The sequence below is a fragment of the Kitasatospora sp. Ki12 genome (assembly GCF_054601375.1).
This window is the reverse complement of sequence record NZ_BAAIHT010000003.1, coordinates 1,228,556-1,254,115: the sequence shown is the minus strand read 5'-3', so window position 1 is coordinate 1,254,115 and position 25,560 is coordinate 1,228,556. Positions and strand designations below refer to the sequence as shown.

Annotated in this window: 16 protein-coding genes and 3 rRNA genes; 12 read left to right on the top strand and 7 right to left on the bottom strand. The window is 70.7% G+C overall.

Going from position 1 to position 25,560, the window contains the following annotated elements; all coding sequences use genetic code 11:
* The first annotated feature begins 47 nt into the window (after positions 1-47).
* The 3 genes from ACYP53_RS36140 (at position 48) to rrf (ending at position 5,166) form a co-directional block, all read left to right on the top strand.
* Positions 48-1,571 (top strand): 16S ribosomal RNA (locus ACYP53_RS36140).
* A 275-nt stretch (positions 1,572-1,846) separates the two neighbouring features.
* Positions 1,847-4,966, top strand: a 23S ribosomal RNA gene (locus ACYP53_RS36135).
* An 83-nt stretch (positions 4,967-5,049) separates the two neighbouring features.
* A 5S ribosomal RNA gene (rrf, locus tag ACYP53_RS36130) occupies positions 5,050-5,166 on the top strand.
* The 16S, 23S and 5S rRNA genes sit together here, the layout of an rRNA operon.
* A gap of 75 nt (positions 5,167-5,241) precedes the next feature.
* Here the strand turns inward: rrf and ACYP53_RS36125 are convergent.
* The 3 genes from ACYP53_RS36125 to ACYP53_RS36115 form a co-directional block, all read right to left on the bottom strand.
* Positions 5,242-6,525, bottom strand: coding sequence for a TolB family protein (locus ACYP53_RS36125; protein WP_189926862.1), 1,284 nt, complete (start codon positions 6,523-6,525; stop codon positions 5,242-5,244).
* A gap of 216 nt (positions 6,526-6,741) precedes the next feature.
* Positions 6,742-7,512, bottom strand: a complete 771-nt coding sequence (locus ACYP53_RS36120) for a lysophospholipid acyltransferase family protein (protein ID WP_189926864.1) — start codon at positions 7,510-7,512, stop codon at positions 6,742-6,744.
* A gap of 274 nt (positions 7,513-7,786) precedes the next feature.
* Positions 7,787-8,212 (bottom strand): DUF4395 domain-containing protein, encoded by a 426-nt coding sequence (locus tag ACYP53_RS36115; protein ID WP_189926866.1) that lies wholly within the window; start codon positions 8,210-8,212, stop codon positions 7,787-7,789.
* Between the two features lie 245 nt (positions 8,213-8,457).
* On the opposite strand from ACYP53_RS36115, the gene ACYP53_RS36110 reads away from it, so the two are divergent.
* The 5 genes from ACYP53_RS36110 (at position 8,458) to ACYP53_RS36090 (ending at position 13,971) form a co-directional block, all read left to right on the top strand.
* Positions 8,458-8,886: a TlpA family protein disulfide reductase gene (locus tag ACYP53_RS36110; protein WP_459650542.1), complete on the top strand. Its 429-nt coding sequence runs from the start codon at positions 8,458-8,460 to the stop codon at positions 8,884-8,886.
* Between the two features lie 347 nt (positions 8,887-9,233).
* Positions 9,234-10,019 carry an electron transfer flavoprotein subunit beta/FixA family protein gene (locus tag ACYP53_RS36105; protein WP_391556173.1) on the top strand — a complete coding sequence of 262 codons (786 nt, stop codon included), beginning with the start codon at positions 9,234-9,236 and terminating at the stop codon, positions 10,017-10,019.
* A 45-nt stretch (positions 10,020-10,064) separates the two neighbouring features.
* Positions 10,065-11,027 carry an electron transfer flavoprotein subunit alpha/FixB family protein gene (locus tag ACYP53_RS36100; protein ID WP_459650541.1) on the top strand — a complete coding sequence of 321 codons (963 nt, stop codon included), beginning with the start codon at positions 10,065-10,067 and terminating at the stop codon, positions 11,025-11,027.
* A gap of 362 nt (positions 11,028-11,389) precedes the next feature.
* Positions 11,390-12,811, top strand: a complete 1,422-nt coding sequence (locus ACYP53_RS36095) for an acyl-CoA synthetase (protein ID WP_459650540.1) — start codon at positions 11,390-11,392, stop codon at positions 12,809-12,811.
* Positions 12,812-13,098: 287 nt separating this feature from the next.
* Positions 13,099-13,971, top strand: coding sequence for a C40 family peptidase (locus ACYP53_RS36090; RefSeq protein ID WP_189923984.1), 873 nt, complete (start codon positions 13,099-13,101; stop codon positions 13,969-13,971).
* Positions 13,972-14,101: 130 nt separating this feature from the next.
* Here ACYP53_RS36090 and ACYP53_RS36085 read toward each other — a convergent pair whose 3' ends face one another.
* The gene (locus ACYP53_RS36085) at positions 14,102-15,016 is read right to left on the bottom strand and encodes a PfkB family carbohydrate kinase (protein WP_459650539.1); all 915 of its coding nucleotides are present in this window, start codon (positions 15,014-15,016) and stop codon (positions 14,102-14,104) included.
* A 401-nt stretch (positions 15,017-15,417) separates the two neighbouring features.
* Here ACYP53_RS36085 and ACYP53_RS36080 point away from each other — a divergent pair, with 401 nt between their 5' ends.
* Together ACYP53_RS36080 and ACYP53_RS36075 are read left to right on the top strand one after the other, a co-directional pair.
* On the top strand, positions 15,418-16,485 hold the full coding sequence (locus ACYP53_RS36080; protein WP_189923986.1) for an NUDIX hydrolase: 1,068 nt from the start codon (positions 15,418-15,420) through the stop codon (positions 16,483-16,485).
* A 128-nt stretch (positions 16,486-16,613) separates the two neighbouring features.
* Positions 16,614-17,312: a DUF4184 family protein gene (locus ACYP53_RS36075; protein ID WP_459650538.1), complete on the top strand. Its 699-nt coding sequence runs from the start codon at positions 16,614-16,616 to the stop codon at positions 17,310-17,312.
* 169 nt (positions 17,313-17,481) lie between these two features.
* Here ACYP53_RS36075 and ACYP53_RS36070 read toward each other — a convergent pair whose 3' ends face one another.
* Positions 17,482-18,846 carry a M20/M25/M40 family metallo-hydrolase gene (locus tag ACYP53_RS36070; protein WP_459650537.1) on the bottom strand — a complete coding sequence of 455 codons (1,365 nt, stop codon included), beginning with the start codon at positions 18,844-18,846 and terminating at the stop codon, positions 17,482-17,484.
* Positions 18,847-19,111: 265 nt separating this feature from the next.
* Here ACYP53_RS36070 and ACYP53_RS36065 point away from each other — a divergent pair, with 265 nt between their 5' ends.
* Positions 19,112-20,374, top strand: coding sequence for a geranylgeranyl reductase family protein (locus ACYP53_RS36065; protein WP_373313912.1), 1,263 nt, complete (start codon positions 19,112-19,114; stop codon positions 20,372-20,374).
* Positions 20,375-20,462: 88 nt separating this feature from the next.
* Here the strand turns inward: ACYP53_RS36065 and ACYP53_RS36060 are convergent, their stop codons facing one another.
* Positions 20,463-22,751: a glycosyl hydrolase family 18 protein gene (locus ACYP53_RS36060; protein WP_459650536.1), complete on the bottom strand. Its 2,289-nt coding sequence runs from the start codon at positions 22,749-22,751 to the stop codon at positions 20,463-20,465.
* Between the two features lie 215 nt (positions 22,752-22,966).
* Positions 22,967-23,953: an ArsR/SmtB family transcription factor gene (locus ACYP53_RS36055; protein ID WP_229929117.1), complete on the bottom strand. Its 987-nt coding sequence runs from the start codon at positions 23,951-23,953 to the stop codon at positions 22,967-22,969.
* A 183-nt stretch (positions 23,954-24,136) separates the two neighbouring features.
* On the opposite strand from ACYP53_RS36055, the gene ACYP53_RS36050 reads away from it, so the two are divergent.
* Positions 24,137-25,558, top strand: coding sequence for an MFS transporter (locus ACYP53_RS36050; protein WP_459650535.1), 1,422 nt, complete (start codon positions 24,137-24,139; stop codon positions 25,556-25,558).
* The last annotated feature ends 2 nt before the right edge of the window (positions 25,559-25,560 follow it).

Here is a 25,560-nt window from a genome sequence, read left to right as displayed (position 1 = left end):
AACGCGGTGTGAACCGGCCCTGCTTGATTGTCGGGGCCGAGTAAACATTCACGGAGAGTTTGATCCTGGCTCAGGACGAACGCTGGCGGCGTGCTTAACACATGCAAGTCGAACGGTGAAGCCCTTCGGGGTGGATCAGTGGCGAACGGGTGAGTAACACGTGGGCAATCTGCCCTGCACTCTGGGACAAGCCCTGGAAACGGGGTCTAATACCGGATATGACCTTCCTCCGCATGGGGGTTGGTGTAAAGCTCCGGCGGTGCAGGATGAGCCCGCGGCCTATCAGCTTGTTGGTGGGGTAATGGCCTACCAAGGCGACGACGGGTAGCCGGCCTGAGAGGGCGACCGGCCACACTGGGACTGAGACACGGCCCAGACTCCTACGGGAGGCAGCAGTGGGGAATATTGCACAATGGGCGAAAGCCTGATGCAGCGACGCCGCGTGAGGGATGACGGCCTTCGGGTTGTAAACCTCTTTCAGCAGGGAAGAAGCGCAAGTGACGGTACCTGCAGAAGAAGCACCGGCTAACTACGTGCCAGCAGCCGCGGTAATACGTAGGGTGCGAGCGTTGTCCGGAATTATTGGGCGTAAAGAGCTCGTAGGCGGCCTGTCGCGTCGGATGTGAAAGCCCGGGGCTTAACCCCGGGTCTGCATTCGATACGGGCAGGCTAGAGTGTGGTAGGGGAGATCGGAATTCCTGGTGTAGCGGTGAAATGCGCAGATATCAGGAGGAACACCGGTGGCGAAGGCGGATCTCTGGGCCATTACTGACGCTGAGGAGCGAAAGCGTGGGGAGCGAACAGGATTAGATACCCTGGTAGTCCACGCCGTAAACGTTGGGAACTAGGTGTTGGCGACATTCCACGTCGTCGGTGCCGCAGCTAACGCATTAAGTTCCCCGCCTGGGGAGTACGGCCGCAAGGCTAAAACTCAAAGGAATTGACGGGGGCCCGCACAAGCAGCGGAGCATGTGGCTTAATTCGACGCAACGCGAAGAACCTTACCAAGGCTTGACATATGCCGGAAAACCGTGGAGACACGGTCCCCCTTGTGGTCGGTATACAGGTGGTGCATGGTTGTCGTCAGCTCGTGTCGTGAGATGTTGGGTTAAGTCCCGCAACGAGCGCAACCCTTGTTCTGTGTTGCCAGCATGCCTTTCGGGGTGATGGGGACTCACAGGAGACTGCCGGGGTCAACTCGGAGGAAGGTGGGGACGACGTCAAATCATCATGCCCCTTATGTCTTGGGCTGCACACGTGCTACAATGGTCGGTACAAAGGGCTGCGATGCCGCGAGGCGGAGCGAATCCCAAAAAGCCGGCCTCAGTTCGGATTGGGGTCTGCAACTCGACCCCATGAAGTTGGAGTTGCTAGTAATCGCAGATCAGCATGCTGCGGTGAATACGTTCCCGGGCCTTGTACACACCGCCCGTCACGTCACGAAAGTCGGTAACACCCGAAGCCGGTGGCCTAACCCGTAAGGGGAGGAGCCGTCGAAGGTGGGACCAGCGATTGGGACGAAGTCGTAACAAGGTAGCCGTACCGGAAGGTGCGGCTGGATCACCTCCTTTCTAAGGAGCACATGGCCGCTTGCAGGCGAATGTTCTGCACGGTCGCTCATGGGTGGAACGTTGACTATTCGGCACGGTCTGGGACACCAGCGCTAGTACTGCTTCGGCGTGGAACGCGGATCTGGTTGCCGGGATCGTGTCGGGCACGTTGTTGGGTCCTGAGGGAACGGGTTTCCGTTGTCTCAGTGCCGGCCTCACTTGAGGTGGTCTTCGGATCATCGAGGGTGTGTGACTGGTCGTTGTTTGAGAACTGCACAGTGGACGCGAGCATCTGTGGCCAAGTTTTTAAGGGCGCACGGTGGATGCCTTGGCACTAGGAACCGATGAAGGACGTGGGAGGCCGCGATAGGCCCCGGGGAGCTGTCAACCGAGCTTTGATCCGGGGGTGTCCGAATGGGGAAACCCGGCAGTCGTCATGGGCTGTCACCCGCTGCTGAACACATAGGCAGTGTGGAGGGAACGCGGGGAAGTGAAACATCTCAGTACCCGCAGGAAGAGAAAACAACCGTGATTCCGGGAGTAGTGGCGAGCGAAACTGGATGAGGCTAAACCGTATTGGTGTGAGACCCGGCAGGGGTTGCCAATGCGGGGTCGTGGGATTTTTCTTGATCGGTCTGCCGGCCGGTCGGCGAGTCAGAAACCGTATGGGTAGTCGAAGGACATGCGAAAGGTCCGGCGTAGAGGGTAAGACCCCCGTAGACGAAATCTGTACGGCTCGTTTGAAGAACTCCCAAGTAGCACGGGGCCCGAGAAATCCCGTGTGAATCTGGCGGGACCACCCGCTAAGCCTAAATATTCCCTAGTGACCGATAGCGGATAGTACCGTGAGGGAATGGTGAAAAGTACCGCGGGAGCGGAGTGAAATAGTACCTGAAACCGTGTGCCTACAAGCCGTGGGAGCGTCGTTCATCAGCTTGCTGGTGGGCCGTGACTGCGTGCCTTTTGAAGAATGAGCCTGCGAGTTTGCGGTGTGTAGCGAGGTTAACCCGTGTGGGGTAGCCGTAGCGAAAGCGAGTCCGAATAGGGCGATACAGTTGCATGCCCAAGACCCGAAGCGGAGTGATCTAGCCATGGGCAGGTTGAAGCGCGGGTAAGACCGTGTGGAGGACCGAACCCACCAGGGTTGAAAACCTGGGGGATGACCTGTGGTTAGGGGTGAAAGGCCAATCAAACTCCGTGATAGCTGGTTCTCCCCGAAATGCATTTAGGTGCAGCGTCACGTGTTTCTTGCCGGAGGTAGAGCACTGGATAGGCGATGGGCCTTACCGGGTTACTGACCTTAGCCAAACTCCGAATGCCGGTAAGTGAGAGCGTGGCAGTGAGACTGTGGGGGATAAGCTCCATGGTCGAGAGGGAAACAGCCCAGAACACCGACTAAGGTCCCTAAGCGTGTGCTAAGTGGGAAAGGATGTGGAGTCGCAGAGACAACCAGGAGGTTGGCTTAGAAGCAGCCACCCTTGAAAGAGTGCGTAATAGCTCACTGGTCAAGTGATTCCGCGCCGACAATGTAGCGGGGCTCAAGCACATCACCGAAGTCGTGTCATTCACATGCGAAGGCCTAACGGCTGTGTGGATGGGTAGGGGAGCGTCGTGTGCCGGGTGAAGCGGCGGTGGAAACCAGTCGTGGACGGTATACGAGTGAGAATGCAGGCATGAGTAGCGATACAAGAGTGGGAAACTCTTGCGCCGATTGACCAAGGGTTCCTGGGTCAAGCTGATCTGCCCAGGGTAAGTCGGGACCTAAGGCGAGGCCGACAGGCGTAGTCGATGGACAACGGGTTGATATTCCCGTACCCGCTTTGAAGCGCCAACGCTGAACCTCTTGATGCTAAGCCCGTGAAGCCGTCCTGGAGCCTTCGGGCAAAGGGAAGTGGTGGAGCCGGTGACCCAACGGGTAGTAGGTGAGCGATGGGGTGACGCAGGAAGGTAGTCCAGCCCGGGCGGTGGTAGTCCCGGGGTAAGGGTGTAGGCCGAGTGATAGGCAAATCCGTCACTCATTGAGGCTGAGACCTGATGCCGAGCCGATTGTGGTGAAGTGGATGATCCTATGCTGTCGAGAAAAGCCTCTAGCGAGTTTCATGGCGGCCCGTACCCCAAACCGACTCAGGTGGTCAGGTAGAGAATACCGAGGCGTTCGGGTGAACTATGGTTAAGGAACTCGGCAAAATGCCCCCGTAACTTCGGGAGAAGGGGGGCCATTCCTGGTGATGGGTCTTGCACCTTGAGCTGGGGGTGGCCGCAGAGACCAGCGAGAAGCGACTGTTTACTAAAAACACAGGTCCGTGCGAAGCCGTAAGGCGATGTATACGGACTGACGCCTGCCCGGTGCTGGAACGTTAAGGGGACCGGTTAGCTCCATTTCGGTGGGGCGAAGCTGAGAACTTAAGCGCCAGTAAACGGCGGTGGTAACTATAACCATCCTAAGGTAGCGAAATTCCTTGTCGGGTAAGTTCCGACCTGCACGAATGGCGTAACGACTTCTCGACTGTCTCAACCATAGGCCCGGTGAAATTGCATTACGAGTAAAGATGCTCGTTTCGCGCAGCAGGACGGAAAGACCCCGGGACCTTTACTATAGCTTGATATTGGTGTTCGGTTCGGCTTGTGTAGGATAGGTGGGAGACTTTGAAGCAGCAACGCCAGTTGTTGTGGAGTCGCCGTTGAAATACCACTCTGGTCGTGCTGGATGTCTAACCTGGGTCCGTGATCCGGATCAGGGACAGTGTCTGGTGGGTAGTTTAACTGGGGCGGTTGCCTCCTAAAGGGTAACGGAGGCGCCCAAAGGTTCCCTCAGCCTGGTTGGCAATCAGGTGTTGAGTGTAAGTGCACAAGGGAGCTTGACTGTGAGACTGACGGGTCGAGCAGGTACGAAAGTAGGGACTAGTGATCCGGCGGTGGCTTGTGGAAGCGCCGTCGCTCAACGGATAAAAGGTACCCCGGGGATAACAGGCTGATCTTCCCCAAGAGTCCATATCGACGGGATGGTTTGGCACCTCGATGTCGGCTCGTCGCATCCTGGGGCTGGAGTAGGTCCCAAGGGTTGGGCTGTTCGCCCATTAAAGCGGTACGCGAGCTGGGTTTAGAACGTCGTGAGACAGTTCGGTCCCTATCCGCTGTGCGCGTAGGAGTGTTGAGAAGGGCTGTCCCTAGTACGAGAGGACCGGGACGGACGAACCTCTGGTGTGCCAGTTGTCCTGCCAAGGGCATGGCTGGTTGGCTACGTTCGGGAGGGATAACCGCTGAAAGCATCTAAGCGGGAAGCCTGCTTCGAGATGAGCACTCCCACCTCCTTGAGAGGGTAAGGCTCCCAGTAGACGACTGGGTTGATAGGCCGGATATGGAAGCCCTGTAAGGGGTGGAGTTGACCGGTACTAATAGGCCGAGGGCTTGTCCTCAGTTGCTCGCGTCCACTGTGTTGTTCTGAAACAACGACCCACCCGAATTCTTGGTCGGGTGTCGGTTGACAGTTTCATAGTGTTTCGGTGGTCATAGCGTGAGGGAAACGCCCGGTTACATTCCGAACCCGGAAGCTAAGCCTCACAGCGCCGATGGTACTGCAGGGGGGACCCTGTGGGAGAGTAGGACGCCGCCGAACAATCATTCCAAAAAGCCTCATCCGGATCCCGGATGGGGCTTTTTGCGTTTCCCGGGTGTTTTCGGGATAACCGGCTTACTCCTCCTCGGACTGTGCCTCCTCCGTCGGGGCCTGCCCCTGGGCCTGCGCGGGTCGTTGGGCCTCCGGCTGGGGGGTCTGGGTCGGCGCGGCCGGGGGGTCGGCCGTTCCCCAGGACGGGCGGTTGAGCCACTTGTCGGTGGTGGTGAGCCGGGCGACGCCGGTGCCGTCCGGCCGCATGCTGTAGAGGTCGGCGCCGGCGCCCGCGGGGGCCTCGGTGAAGACGATGGACTGGCCGTCGGGCGCGTAGGCGGCGGCGCCGTAGAAGGCGTCCGAGGGGGCGGGGGTGAGGGCGCCGATGGCGGTGCCGTCGGGGTGGACGGTGTAGATGCCGCCGCCGGGGGCGTTGTCGGGGCCGGCCGGGTAGGTGGTGAAAAGGATCCGGGTGCCGTCGGGGGACCAGTCGGCGCGGTCGCCGGCGCGTAGATCCCAGGGGGTGAGCTGGCGGAGCCCGGTGCCGTCCGCGTTGACAACGTAGACGGCCCGGCCGGCGGCGGGCTGCCCGCTGGCGCTGGTGCGGTACTCGAAGGTGAGCTGCTTGCCGTCGGGGGACCAGCTGGGGTTGCTGACCGAGCCGGAGTACGGCTTGTCGTTGGTGAGGAAGGTGAGCCGCTGGACGTCGGTGCCGTCGGGGCTCATCAGGTAGAGGTCCGAGTACTGGGTCTGGTTGTTGCCGGCCGGGTCCAGGGCGCCCCAGGAGCGGCTGAAGGCGAGCTGTTTGCCGTTCGGGGAGTACGCGGGGGCGCGTTCGTCCTCGTTGGCGCAGTCGGCGCCGCCGCCGGAGCTGTCGCAGAGCTGGCTGATCTGGTGGGCGCCTTCGCCGGAGGCGGCGACGGACCAGAGCCGGGCGGCGCCGGTCTGCGGATCGGTGCGGTCGAAGACGACGGTGGTGCCGTCGGGGGACCAGTCGGGGCGGTCGTCGCGGGCGCGGTCCGGCGGCTGGGTGATCTGGCGCTGGCCGCTGCCGTCGGGGGCGAGGGTGACGATGGCGCTGGTGCTGCGGGAGGTGTCGGTGTAGGCCCGGCTGACGATCAGTCCGTTGTGCGCGGTGACCGCGACGGGGGCCCCGGCCGCCGCCCCGACCACGCCGGGCGTCGCGGTGGGCGTGGTTTCTGGGGCGGCCGAGGGGGACTCCGGCCGGATCTCCGAGAGCGGGATCTCCCCGGGTTCGGCCCCGCAGCCGGTGAGCAGGGTGCCCAGAAGCAGAAGGCCCGCACCTGCGCTTGCGCGGGTGCGGGCTCTGCTCGTGGGTGTTTGCCGTGTGCCGGTGATCCGTGCCATCTCCGCCTCGACCTTTCCGACCGCTCGACCTGTGCCCCCGTCGCCGATTCAGGACGAAGGCCCCTGAAAGGAGCTGTCACTGTGTCAGACGGGGCGCGTCGGGGGCCGGGCGACACGCGACGGATCGCGCTTGCTAGGTCGCACGGAGTAGTGGCGGGCTCGGGCGGAGGCGGGCCGGAGTGGCGGAGAGGCCGGGTGCCGGTGGGGCGGGAGTCGTCAGCCCCGGGCGGCGCGGCGCTCGGCCTTGGCGAGGGCCTCCGCCTCGTCCTCGGCCTCGGCGACCTCCAGGGTGGGCGCGGTGCCGCCGAGGTGGGTGGGCAGCCACCAGGTGTCGTCCGGGCCGGAGGGCTTGCCGGGGTACTCGCGCTGGGCCTGGTCGAGCATCTCGGTCATGGCGGCGCGGAGCCGTCTGGTGACCATGACGGGCTTGTCGGTCGGCCCGAGGTGGATCGGCTCGCCGATCATGATGGTGACCGGGACGTGGCGCTTGGTCAGGGTCTTCGGCCGGCCCTTGGTCCAGAGCTGCTGGGTGCCCCAGAGGATGACGGGCAGCAGCGGGGTACCGGAGTCGGCGGCCATCCGGGCGGCGCCGGTCTTGAACTTCTTCAGCATGAACGAGCGGCTGATCGTCGCCTCGGGGAACACCCCGACGACCTCGCCGGCCTTGAGGGCGCGCACGGCGGCCTCGTACGCGGGCTGGCCGTCGGTGCGGTCCACCGGGATGTGCTTCATGCCGCGCATCAGCGGGCCGGAGATGCCGTGCTTGAAGACGTCGTCCTTCGCCATGAAGCGGGTCTTGCGCTTGCCGCCGCGGAAGGCGCCGAGGCCGGCGAAGAGAAAGTCCAGGTAGCTGATGTGATTGCTGACCAGTACCGCTCCCCCCCTGGCGGGGATGTGTTCGGCGCCCACGATCTTGATCCGCACGTCGAGCGCGCGGAAGGCGGTGAGTGCGGCGCCGATCACCGGCGGGTACACGAACTCTGCCACGGTCAGTCCTGACTTCCACGGGCCGGAGCCCGGTTCGGCGGGGGCCCGCGACGTCGCGGGCGGTGCCGACCGGAGCACGGCACTCCGCGGCGGTCACGGGTGATACACGGAGATGATCCCCCGAACGAGTGCCTGCTGTCACCTGAGGCGTGCAGTCAAGCCGATTTTCCCGGTGTGATCTCCGTGATGAATTCTCACGGGAACTTTTCCGTTCACCGGGCCGGGGGTTGCCGGGGCTGCTGGGGGAGGCGGGCCCTTGCGCGGCCGGGCGGGTTCAGGCCCCCGCGGTGAGCCGGCCCTGGGCGCGGCGGACCACCGGGTAGAGCTCGCAGCCGACGCAGTAGCCGAAGACGGCGTTGAGGAAGGCGGCGGCGAGGCCGGTGGAGGTGGCCAGCAGGCCGAGCCAGGTCACGCCGGTGATGTGGCCGAGGACGCCGACCGCGGTGAACACCACGAGGATGCCCTGGCCGAAGCGGAGCGGCCGCTCGTCCTCGGTCTCCGAGGGCGGGGCCAGGCGGGGCAGGACGAGGATCCGGAAGAGCCAGTCGTACGGGGAGAGCCGTAAGCCGCCGAACGCGGCGAGGGCGAAGACCAGGGTCTGGCCGGCGAGGAGGACGCTGCTGCCGGTGAGGAGGACGACGATCAGGACGGCCGAAGTGAGCGCGGCGGCGAAACGGGGACCTCGGGGGTCGGTCTGCACGGGGGCTCCGGGAGGGTCGCGACGGGCGGCAGCGGCGGACGGTGGCGACAGGCGGTTGCGGCGGGCGACGGGTGGCGGCGTCAGCGGCGGCCGGGGGCGGCGGCCCGGCCCGGGAGGGTGGGGCGGCGGGCGGTCGGCGGCGGCGGTGAGGAGCGCTCGGAGTCCACCGGCCGATCGTACGCGGCCCGCCCCCGGCGGTCGACCGTGCCTTTCGGGGCCCACGGGGGCTGGCGCAGACTGGGTGGATGACCGGGCTGGTGGTGTGCGTTGTCGTACTGGCGCTGGCGACGACGTTCGGGCTGTCGAGAGCCGGCCGAGACGGAAGGATGAGGGTGAGCATCGAGGACGGGACGGTACTGCTGTCGGAGGCGGAGCTGGGCGGGCCGCTGGGCGCGCGGGCGACGCTGGTGCAGTTCTCGACGGTCTTCTGCCAGCCGTGCCGGGCGACCCGGCGGGTGCTCGCCGAGGTGGCCGGGATGGTGGACGGGGTCGAGCACGTCGAGGTGGATGCCGAGGAACGGCTGGAGCTGGTCCGCCGGCTGGGGGTCCGGCGGACGCCGACCGTCCTGGTGCTGGACGCGGACGGCCGGGTGGTGCGCCGGGCGGTGGGGCAGCCGCGCAAGGCGGACGTGATCGCGGCGGTCGGCCGGGCGGTCCTCGGCCGGGCGGTCTGAGGAACCGGTCGGGTCCGGGGTCGGTCGGGGCTGGGCTCGCTCAGGTCCGGGGCCGCTCGGGTCCGGGGGCGGGACGGTTCGGGGGCTGCCCGGGGAGCGATTCCGTCGCGGTCGGACCGCCCCGTCAGGTGGAGTCGGCCCGCCGCTGGGGCAGGATGGGCGCAGGCTGCGGGCGCCGCCGCCGGGCGTAAGCTACTGGCCAGTAGTGACCACTGAGCCACTCGAGTATGCTGCCAGGAAGTTCCGGACCGGCACGGGAATTCGCTGCCCGGAGCGGGTGCGTTCCGTGTTCGCGCCCGCTTGCAAAGCCGCAGCCGCCGGACGAGACCAGTACAGGAGACAAGGCCGTGAGCTTGAGGATCGTTGTCTGTGTGAAGTACGTGCCGGACGCGACGGGTGACCGTCGTTTCGCGGACGACCACACCACCGACCGGGATGGCGTGGACGGCCTCCTGTCGGAGCTGGACGAGTACGGCGTGGAGCAGGCGCTGCGGATCGCGGAGGCGAACGAGGGTTCCGAGGTCACGGTGCTGACGGTGGGGCCGGACGACGCGAAGGACGCGTTGCGCAAGGCGCTGTCGATGGGTGCGGACAAGGCCGTGCACGTGAACGACGACGACATCCACGGTTCGGATGTGATCGGGACGTCGGCGGTGCTGGCGAAGGCGCTGGAGAAGACCGGGTTCGACCTGGTGATCGGTGGTATGGCGTCGACGGACGGCACGATGGGTGTGCTGCCGGCGCTGCTGGCGGAGCGTCTGGGTGTGCCGCAGGTGACGCTGCTGTCGGAGGTCTCGGTCGAGGGCGGTGTGGTGCGGGGCCGTCGTGACGGTGACGCGGCGACCGAGCTGGTCGAGGCGTCGCTGCCGGCCGTGGTGTCGGTGACGGACCAGTCGGGTGAGGCCCGGTACCCGTCGTTCAAGGGGATCATGGCGGCGAAGAAGAAGCCGGTGCAGTCGCTGGACCTGGACGACCTGGGGATCGAGGCGGACGAGGTCGGTCTGGCGGGTTCGTGGACGGCGGTGGAGTCGGTGGCCGCGCGTCCGGCGCGTACCGCGGGCACGGTCGTCAAGGACGAGGGCGAGGGCGGCAAGGCGCTCGCGGGCTTCCTCGCCGACCAGAAGTTCATCTAACCCCACCCGTTCGCGCATCCAACGATCGATCAGGAGCAACGAATCATGGCTGAGATCCTGGTTCTGGTGGACCACGCCGACGGTGTGGTCCGCAAGCCGGCCCTGGAGCTGCTGACCCTGGCCCGCCGTATCGGCGAGCCGTCCGCCGTCGTCCTGGGCGCCGGTGCCGCGGCCGGCGACATCGCCGCCAAGGCCGCCGAGTTCGGCGCCGCGAAGGTGTACGTCGCCGACGGCGCCGAGTTCGCCGACCAGCTGGTCGTCCCCAAGGTGGACGCCCTGGCCCAGATCGCCAAGGCCAACGACGTGGCCGCCGTCCTGGTGACCTCCTCCGGCGAGGGCAAGGAGGTCGCCGCCCGCGTCGCGCTGCGCCTGGGCTCCGGCATCATCACCGACGCCGTCGACCTGGAGGTCGGCGACGGCGGTCCGGTCGCCACCCAGTCGGTGTTCGCCGCCTCGTTCCAGGTGAAGTCCACGGTCACCAAGGGCGCGCCGGTCATCACCGTCAAGCCGAACGCCGTCGCCCCGGAGGCCGCTCCGGCCGCCGGCGCGGTGGAGTCCGTGTCGGTGGAGTTCACCGGCAACGCCGCCAAGGTCACCGCGCGCACCCCTCGGGTGTCCACCGGCCGCCCGGAGCTGACCGAGGCCGCGATCGTGGTCTCCGGCGGCCGTGGTGTCGGTGCCGCCGAGGGCTTCGGCGTGGTCGAGGAGCTCGCGGACGCGCTCGGCGCGGCCGTCGGCGCCTCCCGTGCCGCCGTCGACGCCGGCTGGTACCCGCACAGCAACCAGGTCGGCCAGACCGGCAAGCAGGTCTCCCCGCAGCTGTACATCGCGGCGGGCATCTCGGGCGCCATCCAGCACCGGGCCGGCATGCAGACCTCGAAGACCATCGTGGCCGTCAACAAGGACCCCGAGGCCCCGATCTTCGAGCTGGTCGACTACGGCGTGGTCGGCGACCTCTTCCAGGTGCTGCCGCAGCTCACCGCCGAGGTGACGGCCCGCAAGGGCTGATCCCGCGGGAAGGGTTTCGGAGGGCGTGGCGCCGGGTGCTCGGTGCCACGCCCTCCGTCGTGCCCGGCGGGCGGTGGTGGCGGGCGGTGCGCGGTGCGTGGAGAGGCGGCCCGTAGAGTCGGCGCGAGTGGGTGACGTACGGGCATGAGGCGGACTCATGGCGAGGGGTATGAGACAAGCTCATGCCCGGGGACATGAGGCGGACTCATGGCGCGCCCATGAGTCGAGCTCATGACCCGGACGGGTGACGCGCGGGGCACGACCCGGGCACATGAGCCGAGCTCATGAGCCGGGCGCATGACCTGAACGTGTGACGCGAGGGGCGTGACGCGATGGCGTGGGACGAGGACGAGGACGGTGGCATGGCACTGCTGACGGCACTTCAGGGCGGTTTCGGCGACGCGGCGGACGCGCTGCGGGTCGACGGCCGGGCGCTCTCCCGGGAGGAGCTGCTCGGCGCGGCGACCGCCGTCGCGGACCGGGTGGCCGGGGCCCCCGCGCTGGCGGTGCTCGCCCGGCCCACCGTCGAGACCGTCATCGCCGTGGTCGGCGGTCTGCTGGCCGGTGTCCCGGTGGTGCCGCTGCCGCCGGACTCGGGGCCCAAGGAGCGCGAGCACATCCTGCGGGACTCGGGCGCGGCCCTGCTCGCGCACGCCGTCGGGGAGGCGTTGCCGGAGGGAGGACGGGTGGAGGGCCTGCCGGTCGACCCCCAGCAGCGCTCCGCCACCACCCACGCCGAGCCGGCCGCGGAGTCGACCGGCTTCGTGCTCTACACCTCGGGCACCACCGGCGCGCCGAAGGGCGCGGTGATCCGGCGCGCGGCGATCGCCGCCGACCTGGACGCCCTGGCCGCGGCCTGGCAGTGGACCGCCGAGGACACCCTCACCCACGGTCTGCCGCTGTTCCACGTGCACGGGCTGCTGCTCGGCGTGCTCGGCGCCCTGCGCACCGGCAGCCGGCTGGTGCACACCGGGCGCCCCACCCCGGCGGGGTACGCGGAGGCCGGCGGCAGTCTGTACTTCGGTGTGCCCACCGTCTGGTCCCGGCTGGCGGCGGACCCGGAGGCGGCCGCCCGGCTGGCCCCGGCCCGGCTGCTGGTCTCCGGCAGCGCGCCGCTGCCCGTACCGGTGTTCGAGAAGCTGGCCGCGCTCACCGGGCACGCCCCGATCGAGCGGTACGGGATGACCGAGTCGCTGATCACCGTCAGCACCCGGGCGGACGGCGAGCGGCGGCCCGGCAGCGTCGGCCTGCCGCTGGAGGGGGTGCGCACCCGGCTGGTCGGCGAGGACGGCGCGCCGGTGGCGTACGACGGGGAGACCGTCGGTGAGCTGCAGGTTTCCGGTCCGACGCTGTTCAGCGGCTACCTCAACCGGCCGGACGCCGACGCCGAGGCGTGGACGGCGGACGGCTGGTTCCGGACCGGTGACGTCGCGGTGATCGGGGCGGACGGCTTCCACCGGATCGTCGGCCGGGCCTCGGTGGACCTGATCAAGAGCGGCGGCTACCGGATCGGCGCGGGCGAGGTGGAGGCCGCGCTGCGCGATCACCCGTCGGTCGCCGACGCGGCGGTGGTCGGCGTGCCGGACGAGGACCTCGGCCAGGCGATCGTCGCGTACGTCATCCCGGACGGTGCCGTGACGGGGGACCAGCTGACGGCCTTTGTGGCGGAGCGGCTCTCGGTGCACAAGCGGCCGCGCCGGGTCGTGCTGGTACCCGAACTGCCAAGGAACGCACTGGGGAAGGTGCTGAAGAAGCAGCTGCTGGCGGAGGCCGGCGGCCGGTGATGAGGGGGCGTCGGACGCCCTCCCGGTGACGGGTGTTCACCCTGATGCGCCGTCGGTGCTCACCGCCCGTGACCCATCCATTGGCGCACTCCACTGCGCGCCGTGAGCGGACGCGTGCCTAACGTGACACGCAGGCAGGACTGATCTGCCGAGCCGTGCGAACCGGTCCTTCCGGACGTACGGCGGGTTCGAAGCAGTTCCGCGGCCGCCGTCCGGCGGCAGTTCGCAGCGGTCGACACCGATCCGCCGCGATCCGCAACGTCGCAGCAGTGAAGGAAGTCAGCAGGATGACCACCGTCAACACCGGCGCGCCGGATGCCGCCGACGAACCGACCGCGCAGCAGACCGCTGCCACCGCCCGCTCCTCCCGTCCGTCCCGGGCCGCCCGGATCCGTCGGGGGATAGGCATGGTGGCCGTGATCGCGACCGGAGCGGGCGTGCTCGGCCTCGGCACCGGCGTGAGCCCCGCGGTCGCCGAGACCGCGCCGGCGCACGCCGGGTGGGACGGCTCGCGGTACTGGTTCAAGAACAGCCAGGGGCAGTGGCGCTGGACCTCGCACTACAGCGTGTACGTGGCGCGGACCGGGGGCGGCTCCTCGACCAAGTCCTCCTCGACCACCACGTCGAGCGGCGGGATCAAGCAGGGCTGGGACGGCTCGCGCTACTGGTTCCGCAACAGCAAGGGCGAGTGGCGCTGGACCACCCACTACGACATCTACCTGGCGCGGACCGGGGGCGGTTCCTCGTCCTCGTCCTCCTCCGGCTCGTCCTCCTCCGGCGGCTCGGTCGCCGTGGACCCGGACGTCGAGACCGCCGTGCAGTACGCGCTGGCCCAGCTGGGCAAGCCGTTCATGACGGCGGGCAACGGGCCGGACGGGTACGACTGCTCGGGCCTGGTGCAGCAGTCGTTCAAGCGCGGCGGCATCAGCCTGCCGCGGGTCGCCAACGACCAGTACGCCGCCACCACGCCGATCACGGCGAGCCAGCTGCGCCGCGGTGACCTGCTCTTCTGGTCGCCGGACGGGACCGCGCGGGGCATCCAGCACGTGGCGATCTACCTCGGCAACAACCAGTACGTCGAGGCCGCGCGGCCCGGGACCGACATCCGGATCTCGGGGATCAGCAGCGGCTACTACCCGGCGTACATGGGGCGGCCGTAGCGCGTCCGCGGGTCCGTGGATCCGCACGTCGGGGGCGTCCGGTCGGGTCGGCGCCCCCGACGCGTGCTGTGCGGGCTGTGCGTGCCGTGCGTGCTGTTCGGGCTGTTCGGGCTGTTCGAGCGACGGCCGGTCAGAGGTCCGTCGGGCGGGGGAGCGCGCCGCGGGCGCCGGGGGCGGTGACGGCGAAGGCCCCGGCGGCGACGGCGGTGGCGGCCGCGGCGGGGAGCTCGGCGCCGCGCGCGAGTTCGGCGGCGAGGGCGCCGCGGAAGACGTCGCCCGCTCCGGCGGTGTCGACCACCCGGACGGCGGGCGCGGGGAGGCGGTGCGACCGGCCGTCGGCGGCGACCAGCGCGCCCTCGCCGCCGAGGGTGATCACCACGCCCTCGGCCCGGTCCGCGAGGGCCAGGGCGGCCGCGGTGACGTCGGCGGCCCCGGTGAGCCGATGGGCCTCGGCGGCGTTGGCGACGACCAGCGGGCGGCGCCCGGTCGGGCCGGGGCCGGGCAGGGCTCCGGCGGGGGCGGTGTCGTGCAGCCAGCGGGTGCCGCCGGACGGTCCCTGGGCGGGCAGGGCGGCGGCGGTCGCCCGGATGCACTCGGCGGGGACCTCGTTGCTGGTGAGGACCACGTCGACGGGGAGCAGGTGGAGTCGGGCGAGGGCGGCGGTGACCTCCTCGGGGGTCAGATATGCGTTGGCGCCGGGGACGACGACGATGATGTTCTCGCCGGCCGGGTCGACCAGGACGATCGTCTGACCGGTGGGCGCGTCGGGGTGCGTGTGCACGGCGCCCGTCTCGACCTCCGCGCCGCGCAGGTCCGCGAGCGCCGCCTCGCCCTCGGCGTCGCGCCCGATCTTGGCGACCAGGTGGGTGGCCGCGCCCATCCGGGCCGCCGCCACCGCCTGGTTGGCGCCCTTGCCGCCGAACCCCTGGGCGGCGGCGTCGGCGAGGACGGTCCCGCCGGGGGACGGGAGCGCGGGACACCGGAGGATCCGGTCGGTGGTGACCGATCCGATGACGACGACCCGGCCGACGGGCAGCAGCTTCATCGTCCCTCTGTACGCGCCGGGGTCCGGGCGGCGCAAGCGGGTGGGCAACCGGCGGGCCGTGGAATGCGTGTCAGTGAGAGCGTGGACCGGGTGTCAGTGCGGGGGCGTGAGCGGCGCGCGGGTGGGCGTGCGCGGGAAGTCGGCCCACCCGACATCCTGTGCGGGGGCAATGGTGGAGGGGTGCAATTTTGATGTAGACCGGTCTGCATATTTCTGTACGCGGGCGCCTGGCCTGGGCACATGCCGCTGTCACGGGGCAGACCGGGACGCGCGGGCGGGTGCGTCGGGGAGGCATGGGGAGCCGCTCGGCGCGGGTACCACCACGGGTGGCGCTGGTTCAGCCGACGGGGGCGCTGCCCGGTGTGAACGGCATCGGGGGAAGTCGAGGGGCAGGGGACGTTGTGATCGTCTGGGTCAATGGCACATTCGGGGCGGGCAAGACGAGTGCCTGCCGCGAGCTGGTGGAACTGCTGCCCGGGAGCGTGCTCTTCGATCCCGAGCAGGTGGGCTTCGGTCTGCGCCGGATGCTCCCGGCCGACCGGCTGGCGGCGGTGTCAGACTTCCAGGACCTGGCGGCCTGGCGCCGGCTCGTCCCGGAGACGGCCGCCGCGCTGCTCAACGAGGTCGAGGGCCCGCTGGTGGTCCCGATGACGCTGCTCAGAGAGGACTACCGGGACGAGATCTTCGGTGACCTCGCCTCACACGGGGTCACGGTGCACCACTTCGTGCTGGACCCCGAAGAAACGATCCTGCGTGAGCGCATAACCCACCGCGAGGAGTGCCCGGGCGATCCGGAGGCCAGCGAACGGGTCCGTACCTGGTGCTTCGAGCACCTGCCCCGCTACCGCGCCGCCCGCCGCTGGCTGGTCGGGGACGCCCGCATGATCGACACCAGCGACCTCACGCCCCGGGAGACCGCCCTGCGGATCGCCGAGCTGGTCCGGGTCGGCGCGGCCCGCTGCCCGATCGTCCAGAGCCCCGACCCGACCGGGGACACCGTCGCCTCCGCCGTCCTGTTCTTCGACGAGCAGGACCGCGTCCTGCTCGTCGACCCCGTCTACAAGCCCGACTGGGACTTCCCCGGCGGCGTGGTCGAGCGCGGCGAGGCCCCCACCGACGCCGCGCTGCGCGAGACCGCCGAGGAGCTGGGCCTGCGCCTCGACCCGGCCGGGCTGCGCCTGCTCGCCGTCGACTGGGAGCCGCGCACCGGCCCCCGCCGCGGCGGTCTGCGGCTGATGTACGACGGCGGCCTGCTGGACGCGGCCGGCCGCCAGAACGTCCTGCTGCAGCCCGAGGAGCTGCGCAGCTGGCGCTTCGTCACCCTGGACGAGGCCGCCGATCTGCTGCCCCCGAGCCGGTACCGGCGGCTCGCGGCCGCGTTGGAGGCCCGGCGGATCGGGGAGCTGCGGTACCTGGAGGCGGGGTGCCGGGTGGCCGTCGGGCTGGCGAGCACGGCGGACGCGGCGTAGCTGTTCCGGCGGGGTGGCCTGGCTCAGCCCGGTTCGGCCTCGCTCGGTGCGGCTCGGTTGGATCGGGCTCGGCCGGGGCCGGACGAGCTCACAGGGGTGGCGGGGCGGCGGTACGGGAGGATGGGGTCATGCCGTTCACGCTGAGCCACCCCGCCGCCGTCCTCCCGCTGCTGCGCCGTGCCGGGGAGCGCGGGCCCCTGGTGGCGTCGGCGCTGGTCGCCGGGTCGATGGCGCCCGACCTGCCGTTCTTCGCCGAGTCCCTGCTGCCGGGGGTGTACGGCCACGGCGGGCTGACGCACCGCTGGTGGGCGGTGCCGACGCTGGACGTGGCGCTCGCCGGCGCGCTGGTGGCCGGCTGGCACGGAATGCTGCGGGGGCCGCTGGTGGCGCTGCTGCCCGAGCGGTGGGCGGGCGGCGCCGAGGCGCTGACGGTCCGGCGGGCCGGGGGCAGTACGGGCGCGAGTACGGGTACGGGCGTCGGCGCGGGCGCGGGTACGGCCGAGGGCGTGGCGTGGTTCGCGGCCTCGGCGGCGATCGGCGCGGCCACCCACGTCGGCTGGGACGCGTTCACGCACGGAGGTCGGCTCGGTGTCCGGCTGCTGCCCGTGCTGGACCGCTCGGTGGCCGGAGTCCCGCTGTACGAGGCGCTGCAGTACGGCAGTTCGGCCCTCGCGCTGGCGGCGATGGGCGGTTGGGCGTCGCGCGCGGTGGGGGCGGTCGAGCCGGTGCGGCCGGCCGTCCGGCTCGCCCCCGGACGCGGCGGGCGGCCGTCGTGGTGCTGGGCGCGGCGACGGCCGCCGGGGTGCTGCACCGGCTCAGTCCGCTGAAGCGGAACCTGGTGCCGGAGGTGTGCTTCGGCGCCGGGGCCGGGCTCGCGGTGGGCGCCGTCGGGTACGCGGCCGTGGTGGCGGCCGCCCGCCGGTGGCGCGGCGGACGGCCGGGACCGGGGGCCGGGAGCGGTGGCCCCCGGCCCGGGGCCGGTCAGGCCGGCGTCCGTCAGACGGAGCGCAGCTCGGCGTAGCGGCGGAGGAACAGCGCCTCGGAGAGGGCCATCAGCTCCAGCTCCCGCGGGTCGACGCTCTCGTTGACCGCGTGGATCTGGGTGGTCGGCTCCTCGACACCGATCAGCACGATCTCGGCCTGCGGGTAGAGCGAGCGCAGCGTGTTGCAGAGCGGGATCGACCCGCCCTCGCCGGACGCGACCATCTCGGTGCCGAAGGCCTCCGCCATGGCCGCGCCCATCGCCTCGTACGCGGGGCCGGTGGTGTCGGCGCGGAACGCGGAACCGCAGCCCTGGCGCTCGACGGTGAGCTTGGCACCGAGCGGGACCCGCGCCTCCAGGTGGGCGATCAGCGCGTCCTGGGCGGCGGCGGAGTCCATGCCCGGCGGGACGCGCAGGCTGATCAGCGCCTTGGCGGCGGCCTGGACGGAGGAGGTGGCGCCGATCACCGGCGGGGCGTCGATGCCGAGGACGGTCACCGACGGGCGGGCCCAGAGGCGGTCGGCGATGGTGCCGGTGCCGGTCAGCGCGACGCCGTCGAGCACCTTCGCGTCGGCGCGGAACTGCTCCTCCGGGTACTGCACGCCCTCCCAGGTCTGGTCGGCGCTCAGCCCGGCGACCGTGACGTCGCCGTTCTCGTCGTGCAGCGAGGCCAGCATCCGGACCAGGGACTGCAGCGCGTCCGGGGCGGCGCCGCCGAACGCGCCGGAGTGCAGGTTCCCGGCCAGGGTGGTGACCGAGGCCTCGACCACCGTCATGCCGCGCAGCGAGGCGGTCACCGTGGGCAGGCCGGGGGCGAAGTTGCCGGTGTCGCCGATGATGATCGCGTCGGCGGTGAGCAGCTCGGGGTGCGCCTCGGCGTACCGCTCCAGGCCGCCGGTGCCCTGCTCCTCCGAGCCCTCCACGATGATCTTCAGGCCGACCGGGTAGGCGTCCCCGTACACCTGGCGCAGCGCCCGCAGGGCGGTCAGGTGCATCAGGATGTTGCCCTTGCAGTCCGCGGCGCCGCGCCCGTACCAGCGGCCGTCACGCTCGGTCAGCTCGAAGGCGGGGCTGGACCAGCCGGCCTCGTCGAGCGGGGGCTGGACGTCGTAGTGCGAGTAGAGCAGGACGGTCGGCGCGCCCGCCGGGCCGGGCAGCTCGGCGTAGACGGACTGGGTGCCGTCCGGGGTGTCGAGCAGCTGGACGTTGGTCAGGCCCTCGGCGGCGAACGCGTCGGCGACCCAGCGCGCGGCCTTCTCGCACTCCTCGACCGGGAACTGGCGCGGGTCGGCGACCGACGGGAAGGCGACCAGCTCGGCGAGGTCGGTGCGGGCACGGTCCATCAGGGACCGGACGGCGTCGGCCAGGGGCTGTGACATCTGGGCTCCGAGGGGGTGGGGCCGCCCGTGGGGTGCCGCGGGCGGACGGAGTCGGTTGGGGTACCGCCGATCATAGGCGGGAGCGGAACCGGGAGCTCCGAGGGCCGGGCGCTCCGAGCCGGCCGGGCGGGCCGGGGGTCGGGGTCGGGCCGGGTGGCGCCGGGGGCAGGCGCGCGGTGTTCGGGTGGGCGCCGGGTGTTCAGGGCGCGCGGCGTCGGGTGGTGCGGCGTCCGGTGGGGCGGGCGGACGCATAGGATTGCTCGACGTGAATGACTCCGGAAGCTCCGATTCCCGCAGCCCGCTCGACAGCCCGCTCGACGGGACGGCCTCGCCGCTCGACGACGCGGCCTCGCCGCCGGACGGCGTCTGGGACGTCGTGGTGGTCGGCGCCGGACCGGCCGGCTCCTCGGCCGCTCACGCCGCCGCCGTCCAGGGCCGCCGGGTGCTGCTGCTCGACAAGGCCGAGCACCCCCGCTACAAGACCTGCGGCGGCGGCATCATCGGCCCGTCCCGGGACAGCCTGCCGCCGGACTTCCGGCTGCCGCTGCAGGACCGGGTGCACGCCGTCACCTTCGCGTACGACGGGCGGTACACCCGTACGAGGCGTTCTCAGCGGATGCTGTTCGGCCTGGTCAACCGGGACGAGTTCGACCTGCGCCTGGTGCAGGCGGCCAAGGCGGCCGGGGCGGTGCTGGTCACCGGAGTGACCGTCACCGGCGTCGAGCAGCGCGGCGGCGAGCACCGGACCGCGCTGGTGACGGCCGCCGACGGGCGCACCTTCGAGGCCCGCGCGGTGGTCGGCGCGGACGGCAGCGCGAGCCGGATTGCCCGGCACGTCGGCGTCACCTTCGACCAGATCGACCTCGGGCTGGAGGCGGAGATCCCGGTGCCGCCGCAGGTCGCGGCCGACTGGGCCGGCCGGATCCACCTCGACTGGGGCCCGCTGCCCGGCAGTTACGGCTGGGTGTTCCCGAAGACCGAGACCAGCAGCCTGACCGTCGGCGTCATCTCGGCGCGCGGCGACGGCGAGCGGACCAAGCAGTACCTCGCCGACTACATCCGGCGGCTGGGCCTGTCCGGCTTCACCCCCAGCGTCGAGTCCGGACACCTGACCCGCTGCCGGGCCGAGGACTCGCCGCTCTCCCGCGGCCGGGTGCTGGTCGCCGGCGACGCGGCCGGACTGCTGGAGCCGTGGACCCGCGAGGGCATCTCGTACGCGCTGCGCTCGGGCCGGCTGGCCGGTGAGTGGGCGGTGCAGGTCGCCGAGGCGGGCAACGCGGCGGCGGTGCGACGCGAGGCGCTGAACTACGCGTTCGCGGTGAAGGCCGGGCTGGGCGTGGAGATGCGCGCGGGCAAGCAGCTGCTGAACGCCTTCGAGCGGCGGCCGTACCTGTTCCACGCCGCGGTCTGCCTGGTGCCGGCCGCCTGGCGGGCCTTCGCGCGGAACACCCAGGGGCACACCACCTTCTCCCAGGTGCTGCGGCAGAACCGGGCGGCGCGGAAGCTGACGTCGATGGCGGCGCGGTAGGGCGGTCGTACCCGCGCGGGGCCGGTGACCCTCCGGTTCGGGAGGGCCGCCGGCCCCGCGCGCTTCCGCAACCAGACGGCGGGAGCGGCTACTTGAGGCCGGTGTCGAGCGCGGACATGAGCGTGCCGGACGGGGTGTCGCCGGACATCTCCCAGATCATGCCGCCGAGCAGGTTCTTCGACTTGAGGTAGGCCGTCTTCTGGGCGATCGACCAGGCGTCGTCGAAGGTCCACCACTGCCCGCCGGCCCCCGTGTAGCCGTACGTCGCAACGGACTTGGGGTCGTGGTAGACGGTGAGGCCGGGGACGCCGGTGATCAGGTTCTGGTACCCGCGGGTGCCGGCCTCCTCGGCGAACTGGCCCGGCGCGGCACCGGTCGCGGACTGCCAGACGCCCTTCGCGCCGCCGTCCGCCACGCCCTGCCAGCCGCGCCCGTAGAACGGGAAGCCGATGGTCAGCTTGCGCGGGTTGACCCCGGCGCCGAGGTAGGCCTGGACGGCCGCGTCCACGCTGAAGTGGAAGCCGTACGGGTCGTTCGGGTCCTGGTACAGGTTGCCGGCGTGGCCGGTGCGGTTCGGTTCCCAGGAGTTGTCGCTGCCCGAACCGTGGAAGTCGTAGCCCTGGACGTTGGCGATGTCCAGCGAGCCGAAGATCCTGCCCACGTCCCAGCCGGCGGTGACCTTCGCCGGATCGGCCGGGGTGAAGGCGGTGAGCAGCTTGTGCGAGCCGCCCAACGCGTCGAGCTGCTTGCGGAATTCGGCCAGCAGCAGGGTCAGGTTGTCCTTGTCGCCGGCGCTCCAGTGGTTGCCGGCGTGACCGTCGGCTGAGCCGGGCCACTCCCAGTCGAGGTCGATGCCGTCGAAGATCCCGGCGGCCACGCCGTCGCCGCCGGCGCCGTTGTAGACCGGCAGGTTGCCCTTGATCCAGGTGTCCACGCAGGACTTGACGAACTTCCGGCGGGAGGCGTCGGTGGCGGCGACGTCGGAGAAGTACTTGGAGTACGTCCAGCCGCCGAGTGAGACGACCACCTTCAGGTTCGGGTGCTTGGCCTTGAGCTTCTTCAACTGGTTGAGGTTGCCGCGGAGTTTGCCCCAGCCGTCGTCGGCCACGCCGTCCACCGACTGGTCGGCGCTCATCGGGCGGGCGTAGTCGGCGTCGGCGTCACCGGCTCCGGTGCCCTGGTCCGGGTCCTGCGGGTTGGCGGTGGTGCCCTTGGTGACGCCCGCGAGGCAGGTCAGGTTGACCGGATCGATGTTCTCGAAGGCGTAGTTGACGACGTCGAGCTTGGCGACGCTGCCCGAGGTCTCCAGGTTCTTGACGAAGTACTGGCGGCCGTAGATGCCCCACTGGACGAAGTACCCGACCCGGGCGTACTTCCCGGCGCCGACCAGGTCCGAGGTGGTCGCGGTGAGCGGCGCCGAGGCGGGCGAGGCGTTGTCGGCGGCGTCGCGGGCCTTCACGGTGAACGTGTAGGCGGTGGACGGCGAGAGGCTGCCGACGGTCGCGGCCAGGGCCTTGCCGGTGACCGTCGTCACCAGGGCACCGCCCTGGTAGACGTCGTACGCGGCGACCCGGACGTTGTCGGTCGCGGCGTTCCAGGCGAGCGAGACGTCCGTCGAACCGACCGCGGTGGTACGGAGGTTGGCCGGCGCGGTGGGCGGGACGGTGTCCGTGGCCGGGTCGAAGGTGGCGGCGGTGACGGGCGCGCTGAGCGGACCGGTGTTGCCACGGCTGTCCCTGGCCCGGACGGTCAGGGTGTACGAGGTGGCCGGGGTGAGGCCGGTGACCAGGGCGCTGGTGGCCGGGCCGGACGCGAGGACGGTGCCGCCGCTGCCGCCGTTGCCGCCGTCCAGGACGTCGTAGGAGGTGACCGGGAAGTCGCCGCCGGTGGCGGCCGGCCAGCTCAGGGCGAGGGTGTGCGCGGTGGACTCGGTGACCGTCGGGGCGCCCGGCGCGGACGGCGGGACGTCGGGGGTGCCGTCGCACTTGTCGCCGTTGATCCGGCAGTTGAGCGGGGTGGCGGCCGGGCCGCTGCCGACGAACCAGAAGCTGTACGGCTCGGTGGTGCCGTGGGCGTTGACGGTGGAGTTGTAGAACGCGGCGACCACGCTGACGTGCCGGCCGCTGATGGTGGCGGTGCCGTTGTAGCTGTTTCCGATGGTGACGCCGGCCGGGAGGTCGAACTCCAGGGTCCAGCCGGAGACTGCGGCCGCGGTGTCGTTGTGGACGATGTAGGTGCCTTGCCACCAGGAGCCGTTGTCGGCGGTGGTGAAGGTGGCGGTGAGCTTCCCGGCGGCGTTCGCCGGGGTGGCCAGCGCGGTGAGCGCGGCGAGAGGGAGGAGCAGGACGCTGAGCAGTGCGAGCAGTCTGCTGCGCATGCGTGGGCGTCCGGCCCGGGATCGAGCGGACATGGTTCTCCCTGTGGCTGTGGGGGTGGAACAGGGGGACGTAGAACCGGGGTTGATCCGTGCGCGACCGGTGCCCGCGCCGTGGGGGGCGGGGGCATGGGCACTGTAGGAGGACTGGACCAATGCGTCAACAGGTCTGTACCACTGGGGAGTTGGGCGGGTCGGGTGTTCGGTCGGCCCGCCCGCTATCCGTTCGCGCCCGTCAGCTCGTCCCCGAGCGGGCTGCGCAGGTACAGCACCGAGCGGCCGTGCCGGGCCCGGGTGACCAGGCCGGTGGCGGCGAGGACGGACAGGTGCTGGCTGACCGCGCCCGGGGTGACACCCAGCCGGTAGGCGAGGTCGGTGGTGGAGGCGGGCTCCGCCAGCAGCGCCAGCAGCCGGGCCTTCGGCGCGCCGACCAGGGCCTCCACCGCCCGCGCCGGTACCGGGGCGCCCCGGCCGGCCATCCCCGCCTGCCCGCGTGCCGGGTAACTGATCTGCGGTGCGCGCTCGTTGCTGATCATCGTGATCGCGCCGCGGACGAAGAAGGTCGGACACAGCACCAGGCCGCGCCCGTCCACCGCCGTCTCGACGTCCCCGCCCGTCCAGTGCCGGTTGATCGACAGCGCGCCGTTCTCCCAGCGGAGCCGGTGGTCCAGGTCGGCGAACAGGGCCGCCGCGCCGTGGTGGGCGAGCAGCCGGGCGCGGTAGACCAGGTCGGCCTCCAGGGTGGCGCGGGCCTGCGGCCACCAGGTGGGCGCGAGGCACGCCTCCCAGTACTCCTCCAGTGCGTCGGCGATCCGCGCCAGCAGCTGTTCCGGATCGGCGAGACCTGCCTGCAGCGTGGCGGGCAGCGGCTGGCCGTGCGGGAGGAAGGTCAGCTCCAGTTCGGGGCGCAGTTGCTCCGGCGGCAGTGCGCGGACGGCGGCGAGCTCGGAGCGGAACTCGGGGGAGGGGGAGACCGGTCGGGGGGTCAGGAAGTCGGGGACCCAGCGGTTCTGGGCGACGAGGGAGAGCAGCAGGCGGGAGTCCAGCCGCTCGAAGGCGGGCCGGAGCCGCTCGAAGGCCCCGCTCTGCAGGTGGTAGACGCCGGGGTGGGTCCACATCCGCAGGCTGAGCACGGCCTCGTGGATCGGGGAGACGGCGAACCAGGTGCTGGCGAGGTCGGCCAGGCGGAGCGTGTACCGGTGCACGGGCGTCCTTCTGCTGGGATCCGGCCGGAGGAGGGGAGTCCTTTGGGCTCAGGATTTAGCCAGAGCCTAAAGGAATACCCGCACCGCTCCGCCGGGCGGTGGGATCTTCGTATGACCACCTCGACGGCGGAGTCCTCCGCACCTTCCCCTGCCATGCCCGAAAGCGGATCCGAGAAGCCGGCTGTGCCCGAGAGCCGGACTGCCTCCGAGGGCCCGGCGGTGCCCGAGAGCCCGGCTGTTCCCGAGGGCCCGGCGGCGCCCGTCGACCCGTCCGGTACCGGCGCCGCCGCCGCCCTGCGGCGCCGGCTCCACCCCGACCCGACGGTCCGCCGGCTGGCCGGGATCACCCTGGTCAACACGGTGGGCAACGGCCTGTCCCTCTCCGTCGCGGTGCTGTTCTTCACCCGGGTCCTCGGCCTGAGCGCCGCCCAGCTGGGCCTCGGGCTGACCGCCGCCGGACTGTGCGGGGTCATCGCGAGCGTGCCGGCCGGCCGGGCCGCGGACCGCTGGGGCGCCCGGCGGGTCCTGGTGGTGCTGGTGTCGGTGCAGGCGGTTGCCACGGCCGGGTACGTGCTGGTGCACAGCTACCCGGCGTTCGTCGCGCTGGCCTGCCTGGTCTCCGCCGTGGACCGGGGCTCCGCCGCCGTCCGCAACGCGCTCTACGCCGAGGTGCTGCCCGCCGACCGGCGGGTGGCGGGCCGGGCCCACCTGCGGGTGGTCACCAACATCGGGATCTGCCTGGGTACGGCGCTGGGCGCGATCGCGCTCCAACTGGACACCAGGCCGGTCTACCTGACGGCGATCCTGGCCGACGCCGTCTCCTTCGCGGCCGTCGCCGTGCTGTTCCACCGCCTCTCCGTCCCGCCGCGCCCCTCGACCGCGGTCCGGTCCTCGACTTCGGTCCGGTCCTCGGCCGCGGGCGGACCGACGGCGAAGACCGGCGTGGCCGACCCGTCGGACCCCGCGGGCAAGGGCGTCAAGCAGGGACGGCGGCGGAACCCGGCGCTGCGGGACGGTCCGTTCCTGGCCGTGACGGTGCTGAACGCCGTGCTGTGCCTCCAGTTCGCCGTCCTCGAGGTCGGCGTGCCGCTCTGGATCGTGCAGGAGACCGAGGCGCCGCGGATCACCGTCGCGGGCACCCTGGTCGTCAACACCCTGCTGGTGATCACCCTGCAGATGCGGGCCACCCGGGGCACCGAGGAGCGCGCGGGGGCAGCCCGGGCCTGCGGACGTGCCGGTCTGGTGCTCGCCGCCTCCTGCCTGGTGATCTCGGTGGCACCCGGTCTGCCCTCGGTCCTCGCGGCCGCGGTGGTGCTCGGCGGCGTCATGCTGCAGTCGCTCGGCGAGGTCACCGCCCAGGCGGGCGGCTGGTCGCTCAGCTACGACCTCGCGGGCGAGCGTGACCACGGCGCCTACCAGGGCGTGTTCAACGCGGGCACGGCGGCGGCGCTGATGGCCGGCCCGGCGCTGGTCAGCACCGCGGTGATCGGGTACGGCACGGCCGGCTGGGTCGTCCTGGGCGCGCTGCTGGCGGCAGCGGGCCTGGGGATGCGCCCCGTCGTCCGGTGGGCCGGGCGACGGGACGCGAGCCTCGGGGCGGCGTGAAC